Origin of the sequence: Microcoleus sp. CAWBG640, assembly GCF_020883015.1 — a bacterium.
Lineage (GTDB): Bacteria > Cyanobacteriota > Cyanobacteriia > Cyanobacteriales > Microcoleaceae > Microcoleus > Microcoleus anatoxicus.
The window spans coordinates 101,063-118,471 of record NZ_JAHRFC010000005.1 but is presented as its reverse complement, the minus strand read 5'-3'; the positions used below and the strand labels follow the sequence as shown (position 1 = coordinate 118,471).

Sequence of the window (17,409 nt, the reverse complement as noted above, 5' to 3'; positions counted from 1 at the left end):
CGCGGTTAAATATTTACTTCATCGCCTCCGCCAACCCACGCTAAAATCTGTTCCAATCCCAACTACTTGCCGTGAGTGCCAATCCGCTTGCCTTCGGCATTGTACACTTGCATGGGAATATTGGCGTTATCGCCGATCGCCTCCAAAGCGAGTTGCAGAGTTTGAACGTGCTTTTCTACAGCTTGACGAGTCTTGGTAGCATTGTTATAGTCGGCTTGAATGAAAATTTGTTGCAGTTTCTGCACGTAATCGGGCGTCATCTGCACCGCAATCAAATCTTTGCTAACAGTATAGTCGCAAATCTTGGGATTTCCCTTGCAAGTTTTATCTAAATCAGTGCGAGCTTTTTGTAAAGTCCTTTCTTCCTGCAACTTAACTTCTGCTTCGTGCAAATAAGTTCTATAGGAAGGCATCAGTGGTTGGGTTTTCAAGTAATAAGAAGTTGTGGGAGGAACTTTGGCGGCGTAACTCAAGGCTCGTCGCCAGTGTTCTGATGCTTGAAACCAAGCATTTCGCTCCTCAAAAATTCTCGCTTGAGCAGCTATTGTTACTGCTTGAGTATAGGCATCTTCTGCCATTGCTTCGACTTGTTTTCGCTCGCTAGCTTCTGATAGTTTGGTTTCGTATTGAGGAATCAGGGATTTCGCTTGTTCGTAAGATTCCGTATTGGTGGAAATGTCTGATAGCTTGTCGAGGGATTTTTGCCAATTTGCTTGCACTTTCTCCCAACTTTCTGCTTGCTGAGCTACTATGGCGCGGGCTTCTGCTATTTGGGCTGTCTTTTTGGCATCTAGCAGTTGGTTTTCGGCTTTTTTTTCTGTGGTTAACTGTCTATTTCCCTTTGCTAGTTTTTGGCGATATTCCTTTAACTTTTGTTGAGCAAAGGGATAAGCTGTGCTGTTTTGGGGAATTTCTTTGAGTTTGGCGATCGCACTTTGCCACAGAGACTGGGATTCTTGCCAATTCTGTGCGCTATGGGGCGGATTTTCGGTTATTTCGGCGGCGGATACTGCCAGTCTCGCGGCATCTACTGCCAAGTTTAAATTCTGACTTTGCCTGCGGTATCTGTCAAGTTCCTCTTCAGCTTTGCCGTGATGAATTGACCAAAATGGAATAGGTTCTAAAAGGGCGATCGCCTGTTTTAACTGTTCTTGCGCTGCTTCGGGAGTATTGTCAACTTTTGAAGTTTTGAGCGTCCTCGCTGAATTATCGCTTAACTGTTGAGCATCAGCCAATGGGGTACACTCGCCGATAACGCAAGGGCGACTCAGCAGGTAATAAACGCCTCCCAAAACTACGATCGCCACACTAGAAATAGCTACTACAGCTAAGCTCACAAACGGTGAATGCTTGGGTTTTTTGGTGACGGTGACAGGTTCTAAATCCAGCGGATCGAAGGGATTTAGCTCGCCATCTGTCGGTATTGCTGAGACTTTAAAGGCGATCGGTTCCTCATGGCTGGGAGTCTCCCACACATCGGGAAAAGTTTCCTCTAACCATGGGTTTCCATCCTCTGTTTCCGAGGGCGACTCAGCAGCTACATCCGGTACCTGAGTTGTCTCCGTTGTCTGCTGCGTCTCCGGTACTTTAAGTACGATCGCACTTTCCGTTGAATCTGCGGGTATTGCTGCGGCTTTTTGCGGTATTTCCACTGTTTTTGTCCTTGACAAAACAGGGTGATTCATGGTAAAAGAATGAAACGCATAGGGCTGTTTTTGCCCGGTAATTTTCAGGCAAAGTCCAATCTGTTGAATAGATTGGGGTTGCAATTCCAGAATTGCTGCTTCTAGCACCGCAAAAGTTTGTTTAGCTTTGAGAACCAAACTGCGCGGATGTTCTCCAACTACTGTTAAAGATGCTTCTTGAAAATCGCAGCTTAGATAAAGTGGTAAATTTTTAAATCCGGCTGCTTGTAAATGTTTATGTAAATCTACTTCTAGAATTTCCGCTCTGCTTTGTCGCGCTGCTACTTTCATATTAATTGTTCCTTACGTTCTCACCACACTAACAATTTTCGATTTGATATTTGAAATTTTCGATAAGTAGGTTGTCTGTGTTAAATAGAACTTACGCAGTATAACCTGTTCTGCCATAATTTGAGATGTTTGGCAACCTTTGTGAATGACAGCATTATGTTGAAATTTGTAAGTCCTATTAATTGGGCTGCAACGCACTTTTATGGAAAGTGTAAAATCTCAAATCTCAAACTTTAAATCGTAAAGATTCTCCATAACTTTCGCTGTAATAAACTCGATCCAAATTAAAACGTCCGCCGTATTTTTTGAAAGGTTCTTGTGCATAGCCAAGGGGAAGCAAACAACAAACATCTACTGCTTCGGGAATGTTAAAGGCTTCTTTCACCTTGGAGGCTACAAAACCTTCCATGGGACAACTGTCCACCCCAAAACTTTTGGCTGCAATCATTAAATGAGCTACAGCTAACATTGTTTGGCGATTTGTCCAAGCTTCTAAGGAGTCAAAACTAGGATGAGACTCGAACAATTGCGGGATTGCGCCGCGTATATAATCGGCTAAAGTATCATTTACCCCACCCACGGCTTTACCCAATTCAATGACGGCTTCAATGTTTTCGGGTTGAGAAGCGCGCCGATCGCCACAGCAAATTAATACAATGGGGGCTTCTACAACTTGGCGCTGATCGAAAGCACAGGCTTTCAATTTTTCCTTACTTGTTTGGTCTTGGAGTATGATGAACCGCCAAGGCTGTAAGTTGTAACCGGAAGGCGATCGCACTCCCAAGCGCAAAATTTCTTTGAGAATTTCTGGTGGAATTAGATCGGGTCTGAAACTGCGGGCAGCCCGGCGGCTTTCGATGGCTGTTTTGACATTAATTGAAGGCTGCATTTCAATATTCATGGGTGATGGGTTATGGGTTATTCGTTATTAGAACAACAAATAACAACTTTAACTGCTTTTCGTGTCAACTGACTTATCCTAACCCCAACTCGCGCTTGAGCAAATTAATCGACTTAGAACCGATGTAATTTTCGCAGCATACCAGTTGGGGCGGACGAATAATATCTTCTCTGGCGGCGTTAATCGCAGCTTTTACTGTAGCAAAACTTGGTTGGTCGCAAAAGATTGTTCTGGCCGATCGCACGATGGAGTTAATTTTGTAGGTGTCTGACAGCAGCGCCGTCATCACCAGCAAATCCTCTCCCCGGAAACTGTGAATGATTACTTCAGTCGATCGCAGCATACCAGGGCTGAGACTGACCAAACCCAAATAACTGTCTTTCGGCAAACCCCCCACTAACTTGATCTCCTGAACATAATCGTAAATGTCTACGGGAATAACTCGCACAGAACGAGGTGCGGCGATCGACTCAGCTTCTCCGATAAAATAGCGGCTAGTGATTACAGTACCCGAAGAGATTTGATCCAAAAAAGTACCCAAATCTTCCATCGCCACCAACTGTATGGGGATACGCAGAGCTTGTTCGAGTTCTTTCGCCATCAACTCTCCTACGCCGATGTCCTCAGCGGGGGCTGTGACGACCACCCGCGCGCTGCACCGGAGCCGCCAGTCAATTTCGGCCAAAAATAATTCCCTGGCTTGGTTGAGGGTACAGCCCTGTCCCAGCAGTTGATCCAGACTTTCTTGCACTATCTTGTTTGCCAGAGGATATTCATCCAGGATGGGAGATTTGAGTTTACTGCCGCCTTCGTGGCCTTGAGCCCGCACGTAAATCCCCGATCCGGCTTGAGCTTCCACGAGTCCAGTATTTTCTAGCTGTCGGTAAACTTTGCTGATGGTGTTGCGGTGCAAACCCGTCTGCATGGCTAGTTGTCTGGTACTGGGTAAGCGGTGTCCAGGCGGAAATTGTCGCGAGGCGATCGCAAACCTGATTTGATTGAACAGTTGCGTGGAGGCTGGAATGTCACTATCTGTTTGAATATGAAATTGAACCATCTTAAAGGCTCCAAGGACTTCAACTTAATATTTATATAGGTGAGTACCGGGCCCATTAGGGATCGGATATCTCTCTCTATAGCATAATCTTATTTGGATCATCACTTGAGGTTTTCCTTCCCTTCAGGAGATAAGTCTGCATTTCCCCCTTGCCTTTAATCTCGATCGAGCCCCGTTCTTCAAATTCATATTTTTCCTGGAGTAATTCGTAACTATAGATGCTAACTTGAATCCGACCTGGTAGGCCGTGAGATTCCATACGGCTGGCTGTATTTACAGCATTTCCCCACAAATCGTAAATAAATTTTTTAGTACCAATGACTCCCGCTACCACCGGGCCGCTATTAATCCCGATGCGGAGGTCAAATTTCGCTTCTAGCTTCACATTTAATTCTTTAATTGCTGCTAGCATATCCATGGCCATTTCGGCGATCGCCTCTGCATGATCTAGCCGTTGAATGGGAATACCAGCCGCTACCATATAAGCATCCCCGATCGTCTTAATCTTTTCTAAACCGTGCTTTTCTGTTAATTTGTCGAAAGTTGAGAAAATTTCATTGAGCAAGTACACCAATTTAGTCGCCGACATCGTAGTAGAAATTTGAGTAAAATTCACCAAATCAGCAAACAGGACAGTGGTATGTTCAAACTTGTCAGCAATCACCCCCGGTTGGGACTTCAATCTGTCAGCGATCGCCTCTGGTAAAATATTTAGCAATAAACCATTAGTTTTTTTCTGTTCTTTCCTGAGAGCCGATTCAATCCGCTTACGTTTGGTGATGTCATGAAAAAACACAGAAATGCCGTCATGGGAAGGAAAAACCCTAACTTCCAACCAAATTTTTAAATGACGATAATATTTTTCAAAACTCATTCCCACTTGTTTAGATACAGCTTCTTGAAACTCTTTGTAAAATACTGAGCTAAACAAATCTGGAAACTCTTCCCAGATATTTTTACCAAAAATTTCTTCCGGTTTGCGGTGCAAAAACTTCGCAGCTTTGTAATTGACATAGGTAAATCGCCAATGGGGATCTAAAGCAAAAAAAGCATCGCTCATTCCTTCTAAGAAATTCACGATTTGCTCATCAGAAGCGCGCAGTTTTGCTTCTACTTGTTTTTGCCTTTTGATGGAGCGATTTAACTTAACTAAATTAATCCGCAACTCCATTTGACTGATTACTTGTCTTCCTAAAACCCTGAGCGCTTCTAATTGTTCCGGGTTCAGATGCCGAGGGACTGTATCGATCGCACACAAAGTCCCAATCGGAAAACCATCAGCAGTTACTAAAGGAGTACCAGCATAAAATCGAATATTTGGATTAGAAGTGACTAAAGGATTCCCAGCAAAACGCTCATCTTCTTTAGCATCGGGTACAACTAGCAATTCATTAGGGTTTAAAATAGCATGAGCGCAAAACGCCAACTCTCTAGGAGTTTCTGTTGCTTCTAAACCAACTCTTGATTTAAACCATTGCCTATTAGCATCAACTAAACTAACTAAAGCAATGGGAGTACCACAAATGTGGGATGCCAAAGCTGTTAAATCATCAAAAGCTCCTTCTGCATCTGTATCGAGAATATTATAACTGTGAAGTGCTTGTAGCCTTTCTTCTTCATTGCTAGGGAAGATTGCAGCTTGCATGGGTGGCGGTGCGGATACAGATTTCCGAAAAATGCTCGCAACTGTCGCTGCTGCGATTTTTTGGACTTGCATTGCCAGCCTTTCCACCAGCATTAAAAAACCTACCTTCCAAGCTTTGTTCATATTTATCTTGTTTCAAACCCAATCTAACTGCACAAGTAAAACTCTATTTTGAGATATACTTACGCATTTACCGTAACTAAATTTTCAATTTCTGAAGCCTGAGTAGGCAATTTTGCAGTCAAAACTTCTCTCCCCCTGTCTGTTACGAGTATATCATTTTCAATCCTAATTCCACGAACATCTGAAAATTTTTCTAACTCGTCCCACTTTACAGAATCTTTATATTTTGTCCGAGTTTCGGGGTTGTGCAAAATAGCCGGAACCTGATAAAATCCAGGTTCGATGGATACCAGCATTCCCTCCTGTAAAACTCGATTTAACCGCAGGAATCCCAAACCAAAACGACTGCTTCTAACTCTCCCTGTTTCATAGCCAGCCAAATCGCCTAAATCTTCCATATCATGAACATCTAACCCAATTAAATGTCCGATGCCATGCACAAAAAATAGCGCGTGAGCATCCCTAGCTACCAAATCTTCAACATCACCTTGCAAAATACCCAAATCAACCAATCCCGCCGCCATCGTCTGAGCAGCTAACAGATGAATATCTTGGTATTCAACACCAGGAGTAATCTTGTCAATACAAGCATCGTGGGCTGCCAAAACCACATCATAAATGGCGCGCTGAGTAGGAGAAAATTTTCCCGAAACGGGCCAAGTGCGAGTCACATCTGCTGCCCATCCCATTGCTGTTTCGGCACCCACATCTGCTAATAGTAAATCTCCTGTTTGTAGCGAATTGTGATAATGTTCGCTGTGCAGCACTTCTCCGTGTAGGGTGACAATACTTGGATAAGCAGTGGTCATATTTTGCGATGCGATCGCACTTTCCATTGCAGCACGAACACCAGCTTCGATGTGAGCTGTGGGAGTGGCGGCCATTCCGGCTTTGTGGGCTGCCACTGTGACAGCAGCCGCTGCTCGTAATTCTGCCAAACTTGCAGCATCTTGGGTGAGACGAAGTGATATAATTGCCTTGGTTAGTTCTAGGTCAATGCCTGCGGGTGATTGAGATGGTGTCAAAGGGCGATCGAGAATTTGTGACTGTTGCCACAAAATCAAACTATCCTGAACTGGTATAGTTGCTGCATCAGTCGTTAGCGGAGCCCTCGAAGAGGATCGCGATTTCAACTGGGCCATGGGAAAATCAGCATCAGCCCCCATTAGTGCCGCAATTTCCGCTCTTTTCGGCATTTCTCCATGCCACAGGGTGCTGCTAGGAAGTGCGTCATCCATGAACAGTTCTAACTTGCCAGATTCTAAACGAATCGCCGCATTTTCTAAAGGTAAACCCGCAAAATAGAGAAAGTGACTGCTGGCACGAAAAGGGAACTTCAGAGCCGGATAATTACGAGAAATACTGCGACCAGACCAGAGAATTGTGGGAAAATCAATTAAACTCGCCAGTTTTTCTCTTCGCTGACGCAAAGCAATTGTTAACAATTCGTAATCAGGGAAAATATTCATGGCGATCGGCTCTATTGACTGTTTTATATTTATACTTTAAAATATAACTAAAATCCTTAAAAAAACCATGAAAAATCATCATAAAACCAATTATAGTTCTAGGGAAGCGCCGGATTGGCCGATCGCAAATTTGCCCGGATTAAGCAATGAAGACCAGTCTCAACTAGCAACCTGCGGAATTAACACCATCGCCCAACTAATTTGCCAAACTAAAACACCAACGGCGAAGGTATCGCTAGCGCATCAGTTGCACATTGATATTCGATACATTAACAAATGGGTAGCGATGGCCAATTTGGCTCGAATTCCCAGTGTAGGGTGTGAGTATTGCGGGCTGTTACTCCACGCAGGCGTCGCTTCTCCCGCTCAACTAGCTCAAATGCCCGTGGGGAGATTGCACCAACAAATATTGAGGCTGCACGTAGCCACAATGCAGCGGAACGATTTGACTCCTTCAGTCGATCGCGTGCAAAAATGGGTTGAAGATGCAAAATTAGTCAGTAGTTATTAGTCATTAGTCATTAGTTATTAGTCATTAGTTATTAGTTATTAGTTATTAGTTATTAGTTATTAGTTATTAGTTATTAGTTATTAGTTATTAGTTATTAGTTATTAGTTATTAGTTATTTGTGTTAATTCCAATGCCCAATGCCCAATGCCCAATGCCCAATTCCCAATTCCCAAATATGATGTCAATTCAAGTTTACGGAATCCCCAACTGTGGAACCTGCAAAAAAGCCTTCAAATGGCTAGAAGATAGCGGAGTCAGCTATGAGTTCATTAACACCAAAGAAAATCCACCCACTCGCGCAATGATTGAAAAATGGGTAAATTCGTTGGGGTTTCAACCCATGCGAAATACTTCAGGTCAATCTTACCGTGCTTTGGGCGAAGTTCGGAACAATTGGACAAACAAAGAGTGGATTGAGGCGTTTGCTAAGGATGCGATGCTGCTAAAACGTCCTCTTTTTGTTAAAGACGGAACAGCGGTTTTAGTAGGTTTCAAAGAAGACGCAATTCGAGAAAAATTGGGGCTTTCAACAACCTGAGTTTAGCCAGTTGTTCGCCGCAAAAACTTAACTCCGCCCACATCATCACTGAAACCCCACCGTTCATAAAAGGGTATCATCTTCGGCAAACAGTAAAGTCCTAATCTTTCAACAGCTTGCAATTTAGGATGATTTACCACTGCATCCATCAACTTCAAACCTAGTCCCATCTTTCGGTGTGTCGGGTGGACTATGACATCAAAAACCGTTCCTATGTAGACAAAATCGGTGATGACGCGGGTAAAAGCAATTAGCCGATCGCCCTCATCGACAAAACCTATGATAACATCAGTAGCGGCGAGCATTTTTACCACATCCTCGCGGGTGCGTTTGTCACACCAGAATTCGTTTTTGTATAATTCCATCAAATCGGAAACCTGGCTTGATGTCAGAGTTTCAACCATCCGATAATTATCCATTTTGTCGGTCATACTCTATTTTACCATAATCTAGTTTAATTGCGCGATCGGCAATATCAAAATAGCGGTCATCGTGACTAATCACAAACACCGTTTTCCCCCGCTGCTTCAACTCCGGTAACAACTGCTTATAAAAAATATCCCGGAAAAAAGGGTCTTGATCCGAAGCCCATTCATCTAATTTTACTTGAAATTTAATAGGTGTTTGTAGTGGATGCACTCAATTTTGGAAGGGCGAAGCATTCCGGGCAATAATTTATTCGTTAGAACCAGGGATTTACTGCCTGAATGCTTCGCCCCTAGGAACCAAATTACTGAGGCAATTCTGTCTCGTCTGTTTCAAATACCACTTTTGCGTAAATCTCGCTCATCGACATTTGCACTTCCACAGAAGCAAAGGAAACTATTGCTGATTCTCCTTCATATTCCCGAAATAACCACTCATTCGATTCAGTTTTAATATATTGTGCTACTAAAAATTCGTATTGGCTTACTAACACATATTCTCGGAATTCAGGAATCGATCGATAAAACCGAAACTTGTCCTCTTTATCGAAATCCTTGGTAGACTTAGAAAGCACTTCCACAATCAGCACCGGATTGAGTATTTCATCCTTGCGTCCCTCATTAAAAATAGGATCTCCTGCAATTACCATAACATCCGGGTAAGTTCCGCGTCGATACCGAGGAATCCACAACCGCAAATCATTGTGAAAAAGCTCATAGGAATTCTCCTCAAGCAAATTTCCCAAAATTCTACTCAAATTTCGGATAATCCGGCTGTGATTAATAGTACCACCAGTCATTTGTACAATTTCTCCATCGCGATATTCATTTCTAAACTCAGCAGTTTCCTCTAACTCCCGGTACTCATCTAAAGTATAAATTTTTTGCTTACTTGGTGCTAACATTTTTACCTCCGTACAAACTTTTACCTCGCAAAGCATATTTCAAGAAGGCATGGATATTACCTATAATTTGACTACGATCGATCGTACCACCAGCCATTTGTACAATTTCTCCATCGCGATATTCATTTCTAAACTCAGCAGTTTCCTCTAACTCCCGGTACTCATCTAAAGTATAAATTTTTTGCTTACTTTGTACTAACATTTTCACCTCTACACTAAGTTGCATCTGTGTTAATCTGCGTACCATTAGCGCAAACTTCACGCACACTTGCTTCCCGATCTGCTGGACAAGCAGGTAACAGAGCAATCGCTCTATTGCCTGCTATTGAGTTCTGAGAGGGATTCTTAAAAGCTTTACGCTAACTACTGGTTACTATTGCTACTGTATCTCATAAACTTGCAATCTGCTGTAAAAGCGATCGAGCTCCAGTAACCGATTGCTGGGGAGGGCGCGTGTCAGGGTCTACACTGGAAATTGGAACAGGTGTTGGAGATTTTTCACTTCGGCTAAAAGAGGAGTTGCCAGGAGACTATATTCGGTGGGTGAAGTGGCAGTCTGAACTAGGGCAACCAGGGTATCATCAAACTTTTGAACTTGATGGGGAACATCGTAAAAAGTGAGGCCTACGTCATTGCAGTTATTCATATTAAGTTAATATATGTTAAAATGGTTAGCGAATAGTTTTAAAATGCAGCTAAATGAGAGCCAACTATGACTGTATCACCAATCCAAACGAAGCAACTGCTTACTTTTGAACAATTTATCAAGCAACTTCCCGATGAAGGCCGTTATGAACTGGTAAATGGAGAAATTGTGAGAATCTTACCAATAAGACTACATGAGGATGTTGCCGATTTTCTCATCAAACAATTTGATAGAGAAGTCGATCGCGTCCCTCTAAATTACAGGGTATCTGGCAGATTTATGCTGAGAACGTTAACCCAGAATGGTAAAGAACAAGGCCGCCACCCCGATGTTACTGTAGTAGATAAAACCATCTGGAAATCTCAGCCATTCGCTTATTCAGCTCTAACTGAACCTCCACAATTAGTGGTAGAAGTTGTCTCGACAAATTGGGAAGATGATTATATCGACAAACTGGATGAATATCAGCGTCTGGGAATTGCTGAATATTGGATTGTTGATTATTTAGCGTTGGGTAGCAGAAACTATTTGGGCAACCCGAAAGAGCCGACTGTTTTTGTTTACCTGCTCGATGAAAATGGGGTTTATCAAATGAGTGCTTACCGAGGGAGCGATCGCATTATATCCCGAACTTTCCCCGAATTAGCATTGACAGCAGAGCAAGTATTGGATCTATGATATCAAATCCAGCTTAAATATTGCTTTATCTCTTAGTCTGCGAAGGCAGACTTGGTTTGACTTTCGGCCGGTTGAAACCGCCGATCGCACCCACAAAAAAAACGCCCAACTTCAAAAAGTCAGGCGCTTTCCCATCTCTCAAAACCAGGTAAACTTAATTCCGGGGAGACAACAAGTTAGATTCGATTTTTGCAGCAGCTACCACAGGCTGTACCTGACTCAAAGCCGACTGCAACATGGGAGTGTTAGCAACAGCATCATTAGCCATATTAAACAAAGGATTCGACAGGATACCCGCCAAAGTTGTCGCCACCAAAGTCAGTACAACGGTGACTTGCAAAGGCCGCATTCCTTGAAGATTCCAGCGAATTTCCGGATAATTTTTGACAACATCTGACATCTCTTGAGGCTCTTTCACCACCATCATCTTGACGACGCGGATGTAGTAGTAAATCGAAATTACGCTGGTAACTAATGCCAAGATAACTAAGCCATAAAGTCCAGCTTGCCAGCCAGCCCAGAATAGATAGATTTTGCCGAAAAATCCAGCTAGTGGCGGAATTCCACCGAGGGAAAGCAAACAAATACTCAAGGCCAAAGTTAACAGCGGGTCTTTTTGATACAAACCGGAGTAGTCGCTAATTTGGTCGGTTCCAGTCCGCAATGAGAACAGAATGATGCAGGCGAAAGCGCCTAAATTCATAAACAGGTAAACCAACAGATAAAAGATCATGCTGGAATAACCGGCTTCGGTTCCTGCAACTAAACCAATCATGACAAAACCGGCTTGGGCGATCGAGGAATAAGCTAAAAGCCGCTTCATGCTAGTCTGGGCAAGGGCGACTACATTTCCCAACACCATGCTGAGAATTGCTAGGGCTGTGAATACGAAGTGCCACTGTTCGATAAGTACGGGGAAAACCGTAGTTAACAAGCGGATTGCTAGGGCAAAACCTGCTGCTTTTGAACCGACAGAAAGGAAGGCCACAACGGGTGTTGGCGAACCTTCATAAACGTCTGGAGTCCATTGGTGGAAGGGAACTGCTGAGATTTTGAAGGCAATTCCGGCGATCGCAAATACCAACGCAATTACCAAACCCAGAGATTGACCCTCATTAACAGTAGAAAGATGAGAGGCGATCGCACTTAATGTAGTTTCGCCACCAGACAATCCGTACAACAGCGACAGCCCGTAGAGAAACACCGCCGAAGAAGAAGCACCAATTAACAGATATTTCAAAGCAGCTTCATTGGAACGCGGGTCGCGTTTTGTGTAACCCGTCAGCAAATAAGACGAGATACTGAGGGTTTCCAACGAAATAAAAATCATCACCAATTCATCAGCACCGGAAAGGAACATTCCCCCCAAAGTAGCGGTGAGCAAAATGCCGATAAATTCTGCTAAAGCAGTCCCAGTTTGCAATACATAGCGGACGGATATCAAAATAGTGACAGCCGCCGTCAAAGCAATAATTCCGCGAAATACTAAACTCAAGGCATCGCTATTAAAACCGCCTAGAAACGAGATAGTATTAGTGTTGTCCGCTTGCAAACACAAGGCACCGACGGCCGCTAGCAAACCGGCAACAGCCACGTAGGGAGTCCAACCAGAGGAACTGCGGCCGACGATTAAATCGCCGACGAGGACAACCAAGAGGGTGACAATGATGATTCCCTCTGGCAATATAGTTCCAGCATTTAGCTGGGCGGCAAGAGTAGCAAAATCCATATTTTCAGACAAGTTGGGTAATACAGGCCCCAAAGCCTGTAATGGGCAGTGAAATGTTAGAAATTCTTTACCAAATTGGATTGTAGACGATTACAGCCTCCCGTTCCCAGTTTTGTCCGTGTTTGTTGCGATATCTTAGGTTCAACTGGTTCCCCGGCTCTGCCTGGGAACCCATGTCTACAGGCTCTGCCTGGTCGATCGCACGCGCAAACAGGAGGTAGAGCCTCTGGATGATATTCGTCCCCAGACAGAGCCTGGGGACGACCAAAAAAAGCCAATTGGTTTGGGTTCAAGAGCAGTAGATTTTCCTGATAGATCGATCGCACATAATTCATTAACGCGCCGCTTCAGCTTTAATTTCTCGGAGAATGGTTGATACTTCTGCTTCCGAATCAAGGTGTCTGGCCAGAACTTGAGCAGTTGTATCCAGCAGGCGTTCTGAAAAGGCTTTAGTTAAGTCTGCCCGCAGGCCTTGCCCTATATAAAACTTCAGCAGTGCTTCTACAGAGATATCTCGATTCGCCGCTATTTTTTTAAGTGATTCTAAAGTATCTGTTGGGATTTGAATCGAGACTGTTTCTGTTATACGCGATCGCAATTGCAATTTAATTTCTGATTCTGGATTATTCATATAATTTTCTTTCTGTGCGGGTAGCAGGACGGGAAGAAATGATGCGGCTTCGCAGACCGCGTTCTACATAAACTACGAGTAATAGGCGTTGAGAAAGGGAGTAGCCAAGGATAAAATCACGCTGTTCGTCATTGGTAGTAGCGTCTCCCTCCTGATAGAATGGATCGAAGAAAACTTCTGCTGCTTCTTCAAAACTAACGCCATGTTTTTCTAGATTGCTCTCGGCTTTGTTTGTGTCCCATTCAAACTCAACACCTTCTAGTATGTACACTTTATCCATGTTTCAATTTTAACATCGCTTTAAGGTACTTTGAAAATAATACCCAAAGTTCGGGCTAATGAGTAAGATTGAAGAAAATATAAAAGGGGTGGTTATGCTCGATCGCACTAAATTAGTTTTGGCTGGTATGTCGATCGCGCTTTCGCTTCAGTTAAGTCCGCCAGTTTCAGCAGCCGTGCCGGTTGGCAAAGTTGTAGAAACGGCACAAACTAATAGTAGCGAGGCTGGTGAAAAAGCATTAAAGGAAGGACTACAACTCTATAAGCAAGGAACGGCGGAAGGTTTAAGAGGTGCGATCGTCCTGTTTGAAGAAGCATTAAAACTGTATCGGGAAGCGCGTGATAGTCACGGGGAAGCGATCGCCCTGATGGGCATCGGCAAAGCCTACTCAGATTTGGGAGAAAAACTCAAAGCAAGAGAGTATTACAGCCAGTCCCTTCCCCTATTTCGGGCTGCGAGCGATCGCTCTGGGGAAGCTGTTAACCTCAACAACATCGGCCAAGTCTACTCAGAATTGGGAGAAAAACAGAAAGCGCTAGAGTATTACAGCCAGTCGCTTCCCCTGAGTCGGGCAGTAGTCGATCGCCGTATTGAAGCTACCACCCTCACCAGCATCGGCGTTGTCTACTCAGAATTGGGAGAAAAACAGAAAGCGCTAGAGTATTACAGCCAGTCGCTTCCCCTGTTTCGGGCAACAGGCGATCGCTCTGGGGAAGCTGGCACCCTCAACAACATCGGCTTAGTCTACTCAGAATTGGGAGAACAACAGAAAGCGCTAGAGTATTACAGCCAGTCGCTTCCCCTGTTTCGGGCAACAGGCGATCGCGGTGGGGAAGCTGCCACCCTCAACAACATTGGGTTAATTTACAAAAATTTGGGAGAGCAACAAAAAGCTTTAGACTATTACAATCAATCCCTTCCCCTGAGTCGAGCAGTAGGAGATCGCTCTGGGGAAGCTACCACTCTCAACAACATTGGCTCAATTTACAACAATTTGGGAGAGCAACAAAAAGCTTTAGACTATTACAATCAATCTCTTCCCCTGCGTCGGGCTGTGGGAAATCGCAGCGGGGAAGCAATCACCCTTAACAACATTGGCAAAATATACTCTGATTTGGGAGAGCAACAGAAAGCTTTAGACTATTACAATCAATCTCTTCCCCTGAGTCGGGCTGTGGGAAATCGTCGTCTGGAAGCAAGCACCCTCAACAACATTGGCTCAATTTACAAAAATTTGGGAGAGAAACAAAAAGCTTTAGACTATTACAATCAATCCCTTCCCCTGAGTCGGGCTGTGGGAAATCGCAGCACAGAAGCTTCCACCCTTAACAACATTGGGGCTGTCTACTCTGATTTGGGAGAGCAACAGAAAGCTTTAGACTATTACAATCAATCCCTTCCCCTGACAAGGGCTGTGGGCGATCGCTCTGGGGAAGCAACCACCCTTAACAACGTAGCTTTTGTCAAACGCGATCGCGGAAATCTTACCGAAGCTCTCAACGACATCGAAGCATCTCTCAAAATCATCGAAAACCTCCGCACCAAAATAGCCAGCCCAGAACTCCGCAGCTCATACTTTGCCACAGTACAAAACTACTACGAATTCTACATCGATTTGTTAATGCAACTGCACAAAACTAACCCTAAATCCGGTTATGATACAAAAGCCTTAGAAGCCAGCGAACGTTCTCGCGCCCGCAGTCTCCTCGAACTCCTCCAAGAAACAAACGCTAACATTCGCGAAGGCATTTCCCCCGATTTACTACAACAGGAAAATCGCGCCAAACAGCAACTAGATGCCATTGAAAAACAGCGCATTCAAGAACTCAGCAACCTTAACCCCAATCCAGCTAAAATCGATGAAATCGACAAACAGCGCCTCGCACTTTTGCAACAATATCAGCAAATTCAAACCCAAATTCGTACCACCAGCCCCCGTTACGCCGCCCTCACCCAACCCCAACCTTTAACACTCCCAGAAATTCAGAAACAGATTCTTGATGAAAACACTATTTTATTGCAATATTCCCTTGGTAAAGACCGCAGTTATCTTTGGGTGATTAGTCAAAAAGGACTAACTAGCTATGAATTGCCAAAACGCGCCGACATTGAAACAGCCGCCCGGAATTTCCGAGACACCGTTACCAACCCCCGTTTACGAAATGTTCCCGAAAAAGTTGCCGAAGCGAGTGCAAATCTCAGTCAATTAATTTTACAACCCGCCGCAGCCCAATTAGGAGAAAAACGCTTATTAATCGTTCCCGATGGTGTTCTACACTATACCCCTTTTCCAGCTTTAAATATTTCCCAAACAGCCGGACAAAATCCCAATATTCCCTTAATTACCAAACATGAAATTATTATCCTGCCTTCCGCTTCAACTCTCGGAATTCTCCGACAAAATTACGGAGATCGAAAACTACCCGATCGCAGTTTAGCCATTTTAGCCGATCCAGTTTTCAGTCCAGACGATGAAAGAATCAAAGGAAAGCTTACCAAAGAAACCACGGAAAAGTTAGAATCAAATAACCTCGGATTAAATCGATCGCTCCGTGCTTCCAATCTGGGCTGGCCGCCCAGTCGCCTACCCTTTACCCGCCAAGAATCCCAAATAATATTAAGTTTAGTGCCTTCAGCTTCTAACAGTGAGAAAATTGATTTTTCAGCCAGTCGTACCATTGCTATAGATGGTAGTTTAGCCAATTATCAAATCGTTCACTTTGCCACCCACGGCATTGCCAATAGCCAAAATCCCGAACTGTCAGGAATTCTGATGTCGATGGTTGACGACAAGGGAAATCCTGTAAATGGCTTTTTGCGCCTCAATGATATTTTCAACTTGAAACTGTCAGCAAATCTAGTAGTTTTAAGTGCTTGCCAATCTGGACTAGGGCAGAATATTAAAGGTGAAGGAATGGTGGGATTAACCAGGGGTTTTATGTATGCGGGTGCTCAGCGGATGGCGGTGAGTTTGTGGAATGTGGATGATGAAGGAACTTCGGTATTAATGGAAAAGTTTTATCAGAAAATGCTCCAACAAAAGTTAGCACCGGCGGCTGCTTTGAGGGCAGCGCAGATGGAAATGATGCAGCAGGAAAAATGGAAGTCACCCTATTACTGGTCTGCTTTTACCCTTCAGGGCGAGTGGAAATAACAGTCAGGGTGGTGTGGCTATCGATTTCCAGGAACTATCAGCCCGTATCCAGCAGTCTCAGCATCCAGTGCATCTTGTAGAGACGCGATAGTTAGGAGACTGCACGTGCCCAAGGAGTGTCAACTTAAGGTACAACCCATAGTCCGGCAAGGGTTGAAACCCCTGCCTCAAAGCGAAAGTCCTCTCTCTCTTGACTCATGAGTTCTTCAGTCCTCTTTGAGAGGACTTTCGCTATTAGACAGGGGTTTTAACCCCTGTCGGACTGGCGAGTCCACTAACAGATTTTGCGGGTTGACAGCTTAAGTTGACACTTATGGGCATTGCAATCTCCTAATTTCTTGTCATCTTTAAGGCGATCGGCAATAACTTACAAATTAAGGTAGTTTGAAAATAAGCCCTCAATTTCCCCATAAGCCTTGACATCTGACATACACTCTGTGACATACCCGACACTCATTTTGTAAACAAATAGAGTGCGGGCTTCCTCTTTCAACGGGAGAGCCTTGTTAGAGCCATCTCTAAGCTGGTCTTATCCTCCCTCCGTAGGTTTTACTCACCCGAAGGTCGTACTAACTAGCAAGATCATTACTGATCTTCGAGGCAGACTCCCTGTGTCCCAAGGAGTAGAATTGTTGATTTTTTCACCCATCCATCAGCTCTTTTACGGCTGAGCGGGATATTGGGGCTACCAATAAGAAACTGATAGGTGGTGTCTAGCCTTTATACAACGGAAAGTTCGCC

At 44.1% G+C, this 17,409-nt stretch carries 17 protein-coding genes; 4 read left to right on the top strand and 13 right to left on the bottom strand.

From position 1 onward, the window contains the following. Positions 1-62: 62 nt before the first annotated feature. The 5 genes from AAFP11_RS04495 to AAFP11_RS04475 all read right to left on the bottom strand — a co-directional run bounded on the left by AAFP11_RS04495 (position 63) and on the right by AAFP11_RS04475 (position 7,171). The gene (locus tag AAFP11_RS04495) at positions 63-1,976 is read right to left on the bottom strand and encodes a hypothetical protein (protein ID WP_341735953.1); all 1,914 of its coding nucleotides are present in this window, start codon (positions 1,974-1,976) and stop codon (positions 63-65) included. Positions 1,977-2,202: 226 nt separating this feature from the next. After that, on the bottom strand, positions 2,203-2,865 hold the full coding sequence (locus AAFP11_RS04490) for a nitroreductase family protein (protein WP_341735952.1): 663 nt from the start codon (positions 2,863-2,865) through the stop codon (positions 2,203-2,205). Positions 2,866-2,950: 85 nt separating this feature from the next. Next, positions 2,951-3,934, bottom strand: coding sequence for a GntR family transcriptional regulator (locus AAFP11_RS04485; protein ID WP_341730758.1), 984 nt, complete (start codon positions 3,932-3,934; stop codon positions 2,951-2,953). A 76-nt stretch (positions 3,935-4,010) separates the two neighbouring features. After that, a complete protein-coding gene (locus tag AAFP11_RS04480) occupies positions 4,011-5,702 on the bottom strand; it encodes an adenylate/guanylate cyclase domain-containing protein (RefSeq protein ID WP_341735951.1) in 1,692 nt (563 codons plus the stop codon). 59 nt (positions 5,703-5,761) lie between these two features. Then, entirely contained in the window at positions 5,762-7,171 is a 1,410-nt protein-coding gene (locus AAFP11_RS04475) for an aminopeptidase P family protein (protein ID WP_341735950.1), read from the bottom strand. Between the two features lie 67 nt (positions 7,172-7,238). Between AAFP11_RS04475 and AAFP11_RS04470 the strand changes: the two genes are divergently transcribed. Together AAFP11_RS04470 and AAFP11_RS04465 are read left to right on the top strand one after the other, a co-directional pair. Continuing rightward, the gene (locus tag AAFP11_RS04470; protein WP_341735949.1) at positions 7,239-7,682 is read left to right on the top strand and encodes a DUF4332 domain-containing protein; all 444 of its coding nucleotides are present in this window, start codon (positions 7,239-7,241) and stop codon (positions 7,680-7,682) included. Positions 7,683-7,857: 175 nt separating this feature from the next. After that, entirely contained in the window at positions 7,858-8,220 is a 363-nt protein-coding gene (locus AAFP11_RS04465) for a Spx/MgsR family RNA polymerase-binding regulatory protein (RefSeq protein ID WP_341735948.1), read from the top strand. A 2-nt stretch (positions 8,221-8,222) separates the two neighbouring features. Here AAFP11_RS04465 and AAFP11_RS04460 read toward each other — a convergent pair whose 3' ends face one another. The 5 genes from AAFP11_RS04460 to AAFP11_RS04440 form a co-directional block, all read right to left on the bottom strand. Then, positions 8,223-8,651, bottom strand: coding sequence for a GNAT family N-acetyltransferase (locus AAFP11_RS04460; protein WP_341735947.1), 429 nt, complete (start codon positions 8,649-8,651; stop codon positions 8,223-8,225). Continuing rightward, on the bottom strand, positions 8,632-8,859 hold the full coding sequence (locus AAFP11_RS04455) for a hypothetical protein (RefSeq protein WP_341735946.1): 228 nt from the start codon (positions 8,857-8,859) through the stop codon (positions 8,632-8,634). Before AAFP11_RS04455 ends, AAFP11_RS04460 begins: the two co-directional genes overlap by 20 nt. 91 nt (positions 8,860-8,950) lie before the next feature. Then, positions 8,951-9,550: a Uma2 family endonuclease gene (locus tag AAFP11_RS04450; protein WP_341735945.1), complete on the bottom strand. Its 600-nt coding sequence runs from the start codon at positions 9,548-9,550 to the stop codon at positions 8,951-8,953. Further along, entirely contained in the window at positions 9,534-9,797 is a 264-nt protein-coding gene (locus AAFP11_RS04445; RefSeq protein ID WP_341735944.1) for a hypothetical protein, read from the bottom strand. Before AAFP11_RS04445 ends, AAFP11_RS04450 begins: the two co-directional genes overlap by 17 nt. 216 nt (positions 9,798-10,013) lie before the next feature. Continuing rightward, positions 10,014-10,196 carry a hypothetical protein gene (locus tag AAFP11_RS04440; protein WP_341735943.1) on the bottom strand — a complete coding sequence of 61 codons (183 nt, stop codon included), beginning with the start codon at positions 10,194-10,196 and terminating at the stop codon, positions 10,014-10,016. Between the two features lie 66 nt (positions 10,197-10,262). Between AAFP11_RS04440 and AAFP11_RS04435 the strand changes: the two genes are divergently transcribed. Further along, positions 10,263-10,874 carry a Uma2 family endonuclease gene (locus AAFP11_RS04435; RefSeq protein ID WP_341735942.1) on the top strand — a complete coding sequence of 204 codons (612 nt, stop codon included), beginning with the start codon at positions 10,263-10,265 and terminating at the stop codon, positions 10,872-10,874. A gap of 154 nt (positions 10,875-11,028) precedes the next feature. Here AAFP11_RS04435 and AAFP11_RS04430 read toward each other — a convergent pair whose 3' ends face one another. From AAFP11_RS04430 to AAFP11_RS04420, 3 genes are all read right to left on the bottom strand, one after another. Beyond that, positions 11,029-12,603 (bottom strand): NAD(P)H-quinone oxidoreductase subunit N, encoded by a 1,575-nt coding sequence (locus tag AAFP11_RS04430; RefSeq protein ID WP_341735941.1) that lies wholly within the window; start codon positions 12,601-12,603, stop codon positions 11,029-11,031. A gap of 334 nt (positions 12,604-12,937) precedes the next feature. After that, complete coding sequence (locus AAFP11_RS04425) at positions 12,938-13,234, bottom strand: hypothetical protein (protein ID WP_341735940.1); 297 nt, start codon at positions 13,232-13,234, stop codon at positions 12,938-12,940. Beyond that, positions 13,227-13,514, bottom strand: coding sequence for a BrnT family toxin (locus AAFP11_RS04420; RefSeq protein ID WP_341735939.1), 288 nt, complete (start codon positions 13,512-13,514; stop codon positions 13,227-13,229). Before AAFP11_RS04420 ends, AAFP11_RS04425 begins: the two co-directional genes overlap by 8 nt. A 58-nt stretch (positions 13,515-13,572) precedes the next feature. On the opposite strand from AAFP11_RS04420, the gene AAFP11_RS04415 reads away from it, so the two are divergent. After that, complete coding sequence (locus AAFP11_RS04415) at positions 13,573-16,668, top strand: tetratricopeptide repeat protein (RefSeq protein ID WP_341735938.1); 3,096 nt, start codon at positions 13,573-13,575, stop codon at positions 16,666-16,668. The last annotated feature ends 741 nt before the right edge of the window (positions 16,669-17,409 follow it).

What these genes read in the sequence shown, in the direction of transcription:
- AAFP11_RS04495 (WP_341735953.1), bottom strand. Translation starts at nt 1,976, where the DNA reads ATGAAAGTAGCAGCGCGACAAAGCAGAGCGGAAATTCTAGAAGTAGAT.
- AAFP11_RS04490 (WP_341735952.1), bottom strand. Translation starts at nt 2,865, where the DNA reads ATGCAGCCTTCAATTAATGTCAAAACAGCCATCGAAAGCCGCCGGGCT.
- AAFP11_RS04485 (WP_341730758.1), bottom strand. Translation starts at nt 3,934, where the DNA reads ATGGTTCAATTTCATATTCAAACAGATAGTGACATTCCAGCCTCCACG.
- AAFP11_RS04480 (WP_341735951.1), bottom strand. Translation starts at nt 5,702, where the DNA reads ATGAACAAAGCTTGGAAGGTAGGTTTTTTAATGCTGGTGGAAAGGCTG.
- AAFP11_RS04475 (WP_341735950.1), bottom strand. Translation starts at nt 7,171, where the DNA reads ATGAATATTTTCCCTGATTACGAATTGTTAACAATTGCTTTGCGTCAG.
- AAFP11_RS04470 (WP_341735949.1), top strand. Translation starts at nt 7,239, where the DNA reads ATGAAAAATCATCATAAAACCAATTATAGTTCTAGGGAAGCGCCGGAT.
- AAFP11_RS04465 (WP_341735948.1), top strand. Translation starts at nt 7,858, where the DNA reads ATGATGTCAATTCAAGTTTACGGAATCCCCAACTGTGGAACCTGCAAA.
- AAFP11_RS04460 (WP_341735947.1), bottom strand. Translation starts at nt 8,651, where the DNA reads ATGACCGACAAAATGGATAATTATCGGATGGTTGAAACTCTGACATCA.
- AAFP11_RS04450 (WP_341735945.1), bottom strand. Translation starts at nt 9,550, where the DNA reads ATGTTAGCACCAAGTAAGCAAAAAATTTATACTTTAGATGAGTACCGG.
- AAFP11_RS04445 (WP_341735944.1), bottom strand. Translation starts at nt 9,797, where the DNA reads ATGGTACGCAGATTAACACAGATGCAACTTAGTGTAGAGGTGAAAATG.
- AAFP11_RS04440 (WP_341735943.1), bottom strand. Translation starts at nt 10,196, where the DNA reads ATGAATAACTGCAATGACGTAGGCCTCACTTTTTACGATGTTCCCCAT.
- AAFP11_RS04435 (WP_341735942.1), top strand. Translation starts at nt 10,263, where the DNA reads ATGACTGTATCACCAATCCAAACGAAGCAACTGCTTACTTTTGAACAA.
- AAFP11_RS04430 (WP_341735941.1), bottom strand. Translation starts at nt 12,603, where the DNA reads ATGGATTTTGCTACTCTTGCCGCCCAGCTAAATGCTGGAACTATATTG.
- AAFP11_RS04425 (WP_341735940.1), bottom strand. Translation starts at nt 13,234, where the DNA reads ATGAATAATCCAGAATCAGAAATTAAATTGCAATTGCGATCGCGTATA.
- AAFP11_RS04420 (WP_341735939.1), bottom strand. Translation starts at nt 13,514, where the DNA reads ATGGATAAAGTGTACATACTAGAAGGTGTTGAGTTTGAATGGGACACA.
- AAFP11_RS04415 (WP_341735938.1), top strand. Translation starts at nt 13,573, where the DNA reads ATGAGTAAGATTGAAGAAAATATAAAAGGGGTGGTTATGCTCGATCGC.